The sequence below is a fragment of the Pantoea leporis genome (genome assembly GCF_028048155.1).
Taxonomy (GTDB): Bacteria; Pseudomonadota; Gammaproteobacteria; order Enterobacterales; family Enterobacteriaceae; genus Pantoea; species Pantoea leporis.
In genome coordinates this window covers 75,142-87,675 of sequence record NZ_JALMEU010000005.1, presented here as the reverse complement: position 1 = coordinate 87,675, position 12,534 = coordinate 75,142, and the positions used below count along the sequence as shown (strand labels likewise).

9 protein-coding genes are annotated in these 12,534 nt (G+C 56.3%); 7 read left to right on the top strand and 2 right to left on the bottom strand.

Annotation, left to right across the window (positions count from 1 at the left end):
* The first annotated feature begins 79 nt into the window (after positions 1-79).
* From bcsE to MWH02_RS14815, 6 genes are all read left to right on the top strand, one after another.
* Positions 80-1,630: a cellulose biosynthesis protein BcsE gene (gene bcsE, locus MWH02_RS14840; protein WP_271460916.1), complete on the top strand. Its 1,551-nt coding sequence runs from the start codon at positions 80-82 to the stop codon at positions 1,628-1,630.
* Positions 1,627-1,815: a cellulose biosynthesis protein BcsF gene (gene bcsF / locus MWH02_RS14835; RefSeq protein WP_271460915.1), complete on the top strand. Its 189-nt coding sequence runs from the start codon at positions 1,627-1,629 to the stop codon at positions 1,813-1,815. The genes bcsE and bcsF overlap by 4 nt, the downstream gene beginning before the upstream one ends.
* On the top strand, positions 1,808-3,439 hold the full coding sequence (bcsG, locus tag MWH02_RS14830) for a cellulose biosynthesis protein BcsG (RefSeq protein ID WP_110867905.1): 1,632 nt from the start codon (positions 1,808-1,810) through the stop codon (positions 3,437-3,439). The genes bcsF and bcsG overlap by 8 nt, the downstream gene beginning before the upstream one ends.
* Positions 3,440-3,979: 540 nt before the next feature.
* Entirely contained in the window at positions 3,980-5,992 is a 2,013-nt protein-coding gene (hmsP, locus tag MWH02_RS14825; protein WP_271460988.1) for a biofilm formation regulator HmsP, read from the top strand.
* A gap of 228 nt (positions 5,993-6,220) precedes the next feature.
* Positions 6,221-7,501, top strand: coding sequence for a dicarboxylate/amino acid:cation symporter (locus tag MWH02_RS14820; protein WP_101763784.1), 1,281 nt, complete (start codon positions 6,221-6,223; stop codon positions 7,499-7,501).
* A 245-nt stretch (positions 7,502-7,746) separates the two neighbouring features.
* Positions 7,747-9,255 (top strand): M16 family metallopeptidase, encoded by a 1,509-nt coding sequence (locus MWH02_RS14815; protein WP_101763783.1) that lies wholly within the window; start codon positions 7,747-7,749, stop codon positions 9,253-9,255.
* A 3-nt stretch (positions 9,256-9,258) separates the two neighbouring features.
* On the opposite strand, the gene MWH02_RS14810 is transcribed toward MWH02_RS14815, so the two are convergent.
* Positions 9,259-10,131, bottom strand: coding sequence for an alpha/beta hydrolase (locus MWH02_RS14810; RefSeq protein WP_101763782.1), 873 nt, complete (start codon positions 10,129-10,131; stop codon positions 9,259-9,261).
* Positions 10,132-10,529: 398 nt separating this feature from the next.
* The gene (gene kdgK / locus MWH02_RS14805; protein WP_101763781.1) at positions 10,530-11,459 is read right to left on the bottom strand and encodes a 2-dehydro-3-deoxygluconokinase; all 930 of its coding nucleotides are present in this window, start codon (positions 11,457-11,459) and stop codon (positions 10,530-10,532) included.
* Positions 11,460-11,741: 282 nt separating this feature from the next.
* On the opposite strand from kdgK, the gene pdeH reads away from it, so the two are divergent.
* A complete protein-coding gene (gene pdeH, locus MWH02_RS14800; protein ID WP_101763780.1) occupies positions 11,742-12,515 on the top strand; it encodes a cyclic-guanylate-specific phosphodiesterase in 774 nt (257 codons plus the stop codon).
* The last annotated feature ends 19 nt before the right edge of the window (positions 12,516-12,534 follow it).

The following is a 12,534-nucleotide window of genomic DNA, read 5'->3' as shown; positions in this document are numbered from 1 at the left end:
CGCTATTTTTTATTTCACCCGTTCCAATTGCGGCTGTCTCGATTAAACTAGCCTGGATTGTATCGATCGCGAATCAAATATGAAAAAACATTATGCGCTTGGCCTGCAGCAGATTCAGCAGGAATTAAATACTCTGCAGAATCCGGGGTTTTACTGGATTACCAGCCAGCGTCAGGATGATGCGCGAACGCTGCTGCGTCAGGTAGTTAGCCAACAAAAGGCGGCTACGCTCATCAGTGCGGATGAGAAACCGCAGGCGCTTTTGACGCCCGATCCCATCGGCGGTCCAGCGCGTATGCCGTTATTTTCACTGCCGGCTAATAAACGCAGCCTAAAGCAGCTTGAAAGTGATTTTTCCCGTGTGCTTAATAGTCGCAGTGGCCTGGTGATTTTTTATAGTAATGCCGCGCTGTGGGGAAAATTATCGCCCGATGAGTTAAGCTTCTGGCTTAAGCGCATGCGCCGTTTGTTATGTAAAAAACAAATTACGTTGTTAATGATCACCTCCGGTACGTCAATAATTCACCTGCGTAATCATCTGCAAGGTTATTTTCGCCAGCTTGATGGTCTCGCACATTTGGAGTTTCAGCAGGACAGTTGGCATTATCGAATTAACTGGTGGTATGCGGCAGATAAATTACTGGCCGACCGCGCTATCCGTTTGAGTTATGTCGATAATCAATTTATTGCCGTTAATCAAGCGGAACAAAATATTCCCTTAAGCCGCAATGATGAAAACCAATTCCTTGCTCAGGAAGGTGTGCTGGAAGGCGCGCCGCCGCTTTCGGCGCAATGGCAATTGTTTAGCGATAATGAAAGCGTGTTCTCGCGTGCGCAGCAGGCGAATGCCGCCACGGTCATCTTTACTCTGGTTCATAATCAAGACATTAATTTTTTAGCAACGATGGTCCATAGTTTGCGGCGCTCACGCGGTAGCGCGCTTAAGATTGTGGTGCGCGAAATCAGTACCACGCTGCGCTACAGTGATGAGCGTTTGCTGCTGGCCTGCGGCCTGAATGCCATTGTGCCGACCGCGGCCAGCCTGTCGCGCTTTCTTACCACGCTGGAAGGGGTTCAGGGGCAGCAGTTCTCGCGCCATGTGCCTGCCAATCTCAATGCCCTGATGCAGGCGCTGCAGCCGCTACAGCAGAAAGGCTATTTACCGCTGGATGCCTTTTGCGCGGCGGTGCAGCAGTTGATGAGCAATACGCTGCTGCCGGAAAATGACAAAGGCTTGATGGTGGCGCTGCGCGCGGTGCCGCAGCTGAAACCTGAACAGATTCTGACGCTGTGTAAACCGCGCCGCTTCGGCGATTTGGTGACGCTGGTGAACGACCGCATCTATCTGTTCCTCTCTTCATGCCGATTCAATGATTTGGATATCGCGCTGAAGTCGATCTTCTCGCTGCCGCACGACGAGCTGTTTAGCAATCGTATCGTCTGGTTTGAAGACAATCAGATCGTGTCGGAGGCGGACAAAATTCGTCAGCTGACGCCGGTGGCACAGCGCGACCGGCAGGCCACGCCGCTGGCCGCTGCGCCAGTCAGCACGCAAACCGCCGCGCCTGAGCGCGGGGCACAAACGCCGCAGCCGATTACCCTCAACCTCGACGGAGTAAGCCACCAATGACGCTGATGGATTGGGTGCAGGTGGCGATCCTGCTGTTACTGATTTTGCTGTTACTGACATCACTGTTTGGGCGCGGACGAGCGCGTAGCGGCTCTAATCCGCTGCTGCGTTTGCTGCCGACGCGCGCATTGAGATCAGAAGGACAGTGGCAACGCAAAACCCATAAAACGGATAAACATGAATAACAGATTCACGATGCACGGTTCGTGGTGGCGCGGCCTCGGCGGCTGGAACTTTTACTTCCTGATCAAATTTGCGCTGCTGTGGTACGGCTATCTTAATTTTCACGCGCTAAGTAACCTGGTGTTTCTGGCGTGGCTGCTGTTCCCGCTGCCGGGCGTGCGGCTGCATCGCTTGCGTCAGTGGATTTCGCTGCCGATTGGCGTGGCGCTGTTCTGGCACGATACCTGGCTGCCGGGACTCAATTCGATTATGAGCCAGGGCAGCCAGCTGGCAGGCTTCTCGCCCAGCTATCTGCTCGATCTTGCCAATCGCTTTATCAACTGGGAGATGATTGGCGCGGGCTTTGTACTGCTGGTGCTGTATCTGTTTATCGCGCAGTGGATTCGCGTCACCGTGCTGGTGTCGCTGATGCTGATCTGGCTCAACGTGCTGACGATCGCCGGACCGGCAATGAATTTACTGCCGAACAGTGCCGCCACGCCGACGGTGAAGCTCAACGATACGCCAGCGGCGAAAGCGCCAGATGGCCTCGATCAATCCGCGCCGCCAACCAGCGCCAACCTCACCGCGTGGCTCAACCGTTTTTACGATGCCGAGCGCCAGCGTGCGACCCATTTCCCGGACGCCTTGCCAGCTGATTCGCAGCCGTTCGATATTCTGGTGATCAACATCTGTTCGCTGTCGTGGTCGGATTTGAACGTCGCGCAGCTGCGTAATCATCCGCTGTGGCAGCACTTCGATATTCTGCTTAACAACTACAACTCTGCTACCGGTTACAGCGGCCCGGCGGGGATTCGTCTGCTGCGCGCCAGCTGCGGCCAGAGCTCGCACAGCGATCTGTACAAAGCCACCGATCAGCGTTGCTATCTGTTTGATAATCTGGCGAAGCTGGGCTTTAAGCAGCAATTGATGATGGATCACACCGGCGTGTTTGGTAACTATCTCAAAGAGCTACGCGAAGAGGGCAATCTGCAGGCGCCGCTGATGTCGCAGGCGGGCATCTCGCCGGAGGTGACGTCATTTGATGGCTCGCCGGTATTTAATGATGCGCAGCTGATGCAGCGCTGGCTCGACGATCGCACCAAGAGCAGCGATGCGCGCTCCGCGACCTTCTATAACCTGATTCCGCTGCATGACGGTACGCGCGAGTTGGGCAGTACGCGCAGCGCAGACTGGCAGCCGCGCGCCAAAGTGCTGTTTGATCAGCTCGATGCCTTCCTGACCAATCTGGAGAAGTCGGGCCGTCGCGTGATGGTGCTGGTGGTGCCGGAACACGGCGCGGCGCTGCAGGGCGACAAGATGCAGATGTCAGGATTGCGTGATATCCCCAGTCCGGATATCACCCATGTGCCGGTCGGCATTAAGTTTGTTGGCATGAAAGCACCGCATCAGGGCCAGCCGCTTAGCGTGGAGACGCCAACCAGCCTGATGGCGATCTCGGAAATCGTGTCGCGCGTGGTGGATGGCCAGGTATTTAACGCGCCGAACGTTAATATGTCGGTGCTGACCGATAATTTGCCGCAGACGCCGGTGGTGTCTGAGAACGATAACGCGGTGGTGATGATGTATCAGGGTAAACCGTGGATCCGCCTCAACGGCGGCGATTGGGTGCCGTATCCGCAGTAGGGCGCCATTAATGGTGTGATGCCGCTCAGTTAAGCGCGGAGCGACTTTCGTTCGCCATGTGCTGAGGCAGTTGCAGCACCTACGTGCGGCGACCGAGCAGAGGACGCCTGGCCGCGCCCTCTGCACTCCCGGGCCTTGCGCCAGCCCAACCCGCCGCTTCGCGGTGCCTTCACTCATTCACGATTCCTGACGGACCGGTGGCGATTCGCTCCTGCTCAGCGCCACCTCTCGCCGCATCCATGCGGCTCGCCCTGGAATCCCTCATTCGCTCAGCGGCTCGGGATGTCGCCTCAACACCCGCGCTGCAGCATTAACGCGTATTTTTCACTCGCAATCGCTACAAATCTCATGGGGTTGTCATCCATGACGGCCAGGCGCGCTTGAATGCGCGTCAAAACCTGCATAATTCCGAATCACTTCATAAATAACCAAACTTGCTTATTTTTCGCCTTTATCCCGGCGAAAAAAACGCGTGACCTGGGATATACTCGCTGCGAATTTCATCTCATTACACGCCTTTGGTGGCCTGGAGAAGTTTTGTTGCGCGTCAGTCGTTCTCTAACGATAAAGCAGATGGCGACGGTTTCCGCCGTGGCGATGGTGACCATCTGCATCTTTATTGTCATCCAGCTCTTTCACTTTGTGCAGCAGCGCAGGATTGACTACGCCCAGCAAATGGAAAATGTGGCGCACACCGTGCGTCAGCCACTCTCCGAAGCGGTACTCAAAGCCGATATTCCGCAAGCCGAACGCATCCTTAATACCCTGAAACCGGCCGGTATTTTATCGCGCGCCGATGTGGTGTTGCCAAATGCCTTCCAGGCGCTGCACGCCGATTTTGCGCCGGAAAAACCGGTGCCGCGCTGGGTCGCACGCCTGTTTGAGCTGCCGGTACAAATCACGCTGCCGCTCTATTCCGTGGAGCGTTCCGGTTTGCCGAAGCCGATTGCCTATCTGGTGCTACAGGCTGATTCCTCCCGCGTCTATCAGTTCCTGCTCAGCACGTTATCCACCATGATCACCACCTATCTGCTGCTGGCGCTGATTCTCTCGATCGCCATTAGCTGGTGTATCAACCGCTTGATTGTGCATCCGCTGCGCGATATTTCGCGTGATTTACAGGAGCTGCCGCCGCAGGCGATTCTGACCCACAAAATGAAGCTGCCGAATAATCATCGCGATGATGAAATCGGCATGTTGATCCGCAGCTACAACCGCAATCAGCAGGTGCTGGAGTCGATTCACGACGAAATGAGCCGCATGACCACGCATTTTGCCGTTACGGATCTGCCCAATCGCGCGCTGTTCCTTGCGCTGCTCGAACAGCACATCAGCCATCGCCACAATCGTCAGGCGTGGGGCTTGATGGTGATTCGCATTGAAACGTTGCAGGAAGCCAACGGCGTACTGAGCGATGAGCAGCGCGATACGCTGATGCTGACGCTGGTGGAGAAGATTCGCAGCACCGTTGACGATCACTCACTGCTGGCGCAAACCGGGCCCAGCGACTTCGCCTTGCTGATGAAGCGCGCGCACAATCCGTTCCGCGCCATGCGTCTGGCGCGCAACCTGATGATTCGCATTAATCAGCCGGTGAACCTGCAACAGCTGCAGCTGCGCCCGAACGCCAGCATTGGCCTGGCGCTGCATGAAGAGAGCAGCATCTCGGCCAGCGAACAGCTCGATCGCGCCACCTCGGCGATGATGTCGGCGCGGCATCAGGGCAAAAACCAGATTCTGTTCTTCGATCCGGCGCTCACCGAGCGGGCGCAAAAGCGTTTAACGCAGGAACACGACATCTTGCAAGGTCTGCAGGACGAGCAGTTTGCCCTCTATCTCCAGCCACAAATCAATATGGAAACCGGCGAGCTGGCCGGTGCCGAAGCGCTGTTGCGCATGCGCATGCCGGATGGCAGCTACGGATTATCGGAAGAGTTTATTGCCAGCGCTGAAGAGATTGGCGTGATCTCGGCCATTGGCCGCTGGGTGTTTGAAGAAGCCTGCCGCATTCTGGCCGGCTGGCAGAAGCAGGGCATTAACATCCCGCTCAGCGTCAATATCTCGGCGGTGCAGCTGCGTGATGCCAGCATGGTCAGCCATTTGCAGGGCTTGCTGGAGCGCCATCGCATCGCGCCGGGCAACTTCGTATTGGAAATCACCGAAACCGCGCAGATTGGCGATGCCGAACAGGCGATTGCGCTGCTGCGCTTGCTGCAGCAAACCGGCGTGGCGGTAGCGCTCGATGATTTCGGAATGGGCTACTCCAACCTCAACTATCTGCATCAGTTCAAAGCGCTGCCGGTAAATAAGCTGAAAATGGATCGCAGCTTCGTCGCCGCGCTGCCGGATGACGACACCATGGTGCGCATCGTGGCGGCGATTGCCGACATCATTCACCTCGACGTCATCGCCGAAGGTGTGGAAACCGCCGAGCAGCGCGACTGGCTGCTGGCGCGCGGAATTACTATAGGGCAAGGCTACTTATACGCTGAAGCGCTGCCGCTCCACATCTTTAACCAACGCTGGCTCAATAGCTCGCAACTCCCTGAATAATCACCTTGGTTATTGATTTTCCTTACAAAATTGTAGCGGATCGCTGTGCTGAAGCGTTTCAGTTCATAGTTAGAGTTTTGTAACTTTTGTAAGGAATAGTAGGGGATATTAATCTTGTTAACAGGGTGTTATTTTCCTCGCCATCGGTAAGGTTTTACGCTTCTGGCGGCTTGCCGCATGCGTTCTCCACAACAATGGCGGTGCGAACCGTCTTACTGGACACCTGTTATGAAAATCTTAAAAAGCCTCTATTTTCAGGTACTGGTTGCCATCGGCATCGGCGTCCTGTTGGGCCACTTCTATCCTGAGTTAGGCGCGCAAATGAAGCCGCTTGGCGATGGTTTCGTTAAGTTGATCAAGATGATCATCGCCCCCGTGATTTTCTGTACGGTGGTGACCGGTATTGCCGGCATGGAGAGCATGAAAGCCGTTGGACGTACGGGCGCAGTGGCGCTGCTGTACTTTGAAGTGGTCAGCACCATCGCGCTGATCATCGGTTTGGTGGTGGTTAACGTGGTGCAGCCTGGCGTGGGCATGAACGTTGATCCGGCCACGCTGGATGCTAAAGCAGTCGCGGTATACGCGCAGCAGGCGGAGCAGCAAGGTGTGGTCGCCTTCCTGCTGGATGTGATCCCGAATAGCGTCATTGGTGCCTTTGCCAGCGGCAACATTCTGCAAGTGCTGCTGTTCGCTATCCTGTTCGGCTTCGCCCTGCATCGCCTGGGCAGCGCCGGCACCGTGATGTTCAACGTCATTGAGAGCTTCTCGAAAGTGATCTTCGGCGTGATCAACATGATTATGCGTCTCGCGCCAATCGGTGCCTTCGGGGCGATGGCCTTCACCATCGGTAAATATGGCGTCGGCTCGCTGGTGCAGTTGGGGCAGCTGATCATCTGCTTCTATATCACCTGCGTGCTGTTCGTGGTGGTGGTGTTGGGGCTGATTGCACGCTTCGCTGGCTTCAACATCTTTAAATTTGTCGCCTACATCAAAGAAGAGCTGCTGATTGTGCTGGGCACGTCATCTTCCGAGTCTGCGCTGCCGCGCATGCTGGATAAGATGGAGAAGCTGGGCTGTAAGAAATCGGTGGTGGGGCTGGTGATTCCAACCGGCTACTCCTTCAACCTGGATGGCACCTCGATTTACCTCACCATGGCGGCGGTGTTTATCGCTCAGGCGACCAACGCGCATATGGACGTGTTCCACCAAATCACGCTGTTAGTGGTGCTGCTGCTCTCCTCGAAAGGCGCAGCGGGTGTAACCGGCAGTGGCTTTATCGTGCTGGCGGCGACCTTGTCAGCGGTGGGACATTTACCGGTTGCGGGTCTGGCGCTGATTCTCGGTATCGACCGCTTTATGTCCGAAGCGCGTGCGCTGACCAATCTGGTGGGCAACGGCGTGGCGACCATCGTGGTGGCGAAGTGGGTCGGCCAGCTGGATGAGAAACAATTGAATGCGACGCTTTCTGCCGGGAAAAAGGTGAATAACGCACCAGAAACCGCCGCATAACCTGCTATTTGCGTTAATTTGCCGAGAAATGCCCGCTGTCGCTTGCCCTGACAGCGGGCATTTGCATAATAAACCCCATTGATTTTTTTCCCGATTTTTTGCCTCGTTGCGCGACATCCTGACCTTCTCGTGGTCAAAGAGTCTGTTATTAAATAAACGTGGCGGCACAATGCCGCGCCGGTCACCCCAGATGTGACCGAACATGCCGCGCTAACGAGCGTTGATCTGTTTGAGTAGGGGTTCACATGCAGGGCACCAGAATTCGGCTTTTGGTTGGCGGATTGCTACTGGCAGCGTCCGGTTTTGGCGTGCACGCCGAGACGCTCCAACCCGATCCCGCCTGGCAGGAAGGCAAACTGGACAATGGTTTTAGCTGGCAGCTGCTAACCACACCACAACGTCCAAGCGATCGTATTGAGCTGCGCCTGATTGTTAACACCGGTTCGCTGGTGGAGAGTGCGCAACAAACCGGCTATAGCCATCTTTTACCGCGTTTAGCGATGGTGCATAACGCCACGCTGGACACCAATCAGCAACGTGCGCTGTGGCAGCAAGCCATGGATCCGCAACGTCCGCTGCCACCCGCTATTTCGTCGTACGATTACACCCAATACAACCTGAGCTTGCCGAATAACCGCCCTGATCTGCTGAAAGAAGCGCTCAGCTGGCTGGCGGCGACCGCCGGGAAAATGACGATTAATGAGCAGGTGGTTTCTACCGCATTAATGGCGACCGATCCGATTGCCACCTGGCCTGCCAATACGCAGGATGTGTGGTGGCGCTATCGCCTGAAAGGCTCGGCGATGCTGGCGCACGATCCCGGCGAGCAACCGCGCGCGCCGGTGGATATCGCACAGCTCAACAGCTTCTATCAGCAGTGGTACACGCCCGACGGCATGACGCTGTACGTGGTAGGTAACGTCGATAGCCGCAGCATGGCGGAGCAGATCAACAAAGCTTTTGCGCCGCTGAAAGGTAAGCGTGTCGCACCTGCCGCGCTACCGACGCTGTCACCGCTGCCGCATCAGCCGGTGAATCTGGTGAATGGCGGCATGAATCAGGATCGCCTGTCGCTGGTGTGGGACACCGCATGGCAGCCGATTCGTGATTCGCAAAATTTGCAGCGCTACTGGCAGAGCGATTTAGCGCGTGAAGCGCTGTTCTGGCATGTGCAGCGCGCGCTGGCTGACAGCAAAGCGCAAAGCGTGCAGGTTGGCTTCGATTGCCGCGTGCTCTATCAACGTGCGCAGTGCTCGATCAACATGGACAGCCCGAATGCCTCTTTGCCGCAGAATATGAATCAGGTAGCGAAAGAGCTGGCGGCGGTGCGCGACAAAGGGTTACCGCAGGAAGAGTTTGATGCGCTGATGGCGCAGAAGCTGCTGGAGCTCAATAAGCTGTTTGCCACATACGCCCGCACCGACACCGATATTCTGATGGGCCAGCGTCTGCGCTCGCAGCAAAACGCGGTGGTGGACATTGCGCCTGAGCAGTATCAGAAGCTGCGTCAAACCTTCCTCAGCGAGATGACGCGCGATCAGCTAAATCAGGAACTGCGCCAGCAACTGTCGCAGGAGCTGACCATGGTGCTGATTCAGCCGCAGGGTGAAGCCGAGACCAACGTGAAGATGCTGCAGGAAAGCTGGGATAAAGTGATGAAGCTACCCGAACCGCCAGCGGTACCCGCGAGTCCGGAAGAAGTGAAACCGGATAACAGCGCAGGCGCGGCGGATCAGACCGCGCCATCATCCTAAACATTAGGTCTTAGCACGTAGCCATTCGGTTACCAGCATCGGCCAACTGGCGAGCGGTAAATCTGCCACGCCACGGATACCAAATCCGTGGCCGCCTTTCTGGTAGAAGTGAATCTCCACCGGCACTTTATGCTCACGCAGCGCGCTGAAGAACACCATGCTGTTGTTCACCGAAACCGATTCATCATCGGACGCGTGAATCAGCAGCGTCGGTGGCGTGTGTGCGTGTACGCGCGTCTCCAGCGAATAAGCATCAACCATCTTCTGATCCGGCCATGCGCCGAGCAAGCGGGTGCGTGCACCTTCATGCGCCAGACCTTCACGCATGCTGATCACCGGATAGAGCAGCACCATCGCATCCGGGCGCGGTGTGAAGCTGTCGGCTTGATCCTGCACCGGATAGAGTTTCTCGCCAAAGCGGGTGCCGAGGCTGGCGGCAACGTGTCCACCCGCCGAGAAGCCCATCATCACGATATATTTGCCGTTCAGCCCGCGCTGCGCACGTTCACGCAGCACGCGCACCGCACGCTGCGCATCGGCCAGCGGCGCGTCTGGACCTTCATGGTGACCGTCATACGGCAGGCGATACGTCATCACCGCCAGCGTGTAGCCCATTGACGTGAAGAAAGTGGCAAGCGCGCTGCCTTCGCGGTCGATCAATACCCGCTGATAACCGCCGCCCGGCGCGACCAGCAGCGTGATGCCGTTCGAGGTTTCCGGATGCCAGATGGCAATTTCCGGGCAGCGCACGCCGGTGGCGGCGCGGTCATAAGGTTCATACTCTTTGGCGAGATCGACGATCTGCGGCTGAGCGCGCGAATCGCTCGCGCCTGGCGCATCACCGTGTGGCCAGATATTGATGATTTCTGTGTGCATAAGTCAGTCCTGAGCGAGTCATGTTGTCGTTATTTTTTTCGCGGCCGGAGTAACAGCGTCCTGCTGTTGTTGATTAAAACATGGTCTTTTTTGCTGCTGGCGTCCAGCCGAAAACCGCCGATTTCGCCAGTTTCGGACTATGCCTGGCGGCCAGATTTCCTGCCATAACACATTGAATTTAAATCGATCTGATTAGCGCGAGTGAAGAAGTAATACCGTTTTTGTTACAGAAGTGGATGAGTCAGGTCGTTAGCGGAAATTGGCAGGGAAAAATGCTGCGTTAAGGCAAACTGCGCGGGCGGGTTGGTTAGCACAGGTAATGAATGGCGCAGAGATTTGTAGCGGCGCGATTCATCGCGCAATCAATTGCGCCGCTACGGTTGGTGCAGGTGGTTAAGTCATTTCGGCATCGCGCTGAGCGGGATAATCGCCCCGCGATACTGGATCACCGTGCTGGCGGTGAGATGACCGCGTGCGGCGGCATCTTCGGCGCTTCCTCCGGCTAAACGCACCGCCAGATAACCAGCGCTGAAGGAGTCGCCAGCCGCGGTGGTATCGATCACTTTCTCTTTCGCCAGCTTGATGGCGGCGACCTCGCGCAGCGGCTCATCGCCAACCGCCACCAGACAGGAGTCCGCACCGCGTTTGATGGCAATTTCCTGCACGCCCGCAGCGCGTGTGCGAGCAATCACCGCATCCAGCGGCTGCTCGCCCCACAGCAAATCTTCGTCGTCGAGCGTCAGAAATGCCATGTCGGTATGACGCAGCATCTCGGCATACGCCTGCTGAGCGCTGGCTTTATCGGCCCACAGACGCGGACGATAGTTGTTATCGAAAATCACCTTGCCACCGTTCTGACGACAGGCGCTAAGCAGCGTCATCAGTTTTTCGCGACTGGTCGCAGGCAGAATCGCCAGGCTGATGCCGCTCAAATAGAGATAATCATAGTGCGCCAGCTGCTGGCAAATCGCGTCCGCTTGCGCGCTGTCCAGCCAGAAACGGGCGGCGGCGTCGTTGCGCCAGTACCAGAAGGTCCGCTCGCCGTGGTCGTCGGTTTCGATGAAGTACAAACCCGGCATTTTATTGTCGAGGCGCTGAACCAGCGCGGTTTCGACATTTTCCTGCTGCCAGGCGGCGATCATCTGGTCACTGAAACTGTCGGTGCCGAGTGCGGTGACATAATCGACACGCAGCTGTTTATCTGACTGACGCGCCAGATACACCGCCGTGTTCAGCGTATCGCCGCCAAAACCGCGTTTGATGTTCTCACCTTTCTCGGACAGCTCAATCATGCATTCGCCAATAATGGCGATTTTCTTCTGCGTCATGGTCTTCAGCCTGTAGTGAATTCTGCCTTAGTCTCGCGTCTGGTATGGCAGTCGTCAATGGTTTTTAAAACGATGTTTTGATTTAACTTAAGGCAGCAAACCGCCTGCGCCACGGTGATTTAGCGGCCAAAGCGCGTTTTGTTTTGCCGATTAAGTGCGAAGCACGCTGTTACACTCAACTCTTCATGGGACTAACGAGATTGATAAAGTTATCCCGGCGATCGCCGATACTTGCCGCTGAGATGCTATTTGCAGGCACTCAACACCAACCAGGAAAAAACCATGGTGATGAAGAATTTGAGTCATCGGCTGCCTGTTTCAAATGAATTGGAGCAACAACAGGAAACGCGTCTCTTCTGGCAACAGTGCCAACGATTCTATACTTTCCAGCCGATTTACCAGGTCTCAGGCCGCATGCTGGCTATTGAATTACTGACGGCGGTTACCCATCCCTCCGCGCCAGAAAAAAGGCTGTCGCCCGAAGACTATTTTGAAGCACTGACTATCGCGCAGCGGCTTGGTGTCGTCCAGGAACAACTCGAGCTGCTGATAACATGGTCAGCGTTTTTCAATCAGCGTCAGCTGGTGGCGTCGGTTAATATCGACGGTCCAACGCTGATGGAGATTGAGAAGCATGAGTCGATTCGCACGCTGATTGCGCAGCTGCCGTGGGTGCGCTTCGAGCTAACGGAGCATCATGCGCTGCCGCAGGAAGAGATGGTGGCGAAGATGCCCGAACTCGGGCCGCTGTGGCTGGATGATTTTGGCTCTGGCATGGCGAACTTCTCCGCGCTGACCGAACTGCGTTACGACTACATCAAACTCTCGCGCGAGCTGTTTATGCTGCTGCGCGCCAGCGATGAAGGCCGCTCGATGTTCTCGATGCTGCTGGCGTTGATTAACCGTTACTGCAACGGCGTCATCGTTGAAGGCGTCGAAACCGAAGAGGAGTGGCAACAGGTGCGTAGCTCGCCAGCGATGGCGGCGCAGGGCTACTTCTTCTCGCGCCCGGTGCCGTTTAGCGAGCTGGAACGTATGGCTCTTGAGCTTCCCTGATCCCGTTCCGCGGCGTCTC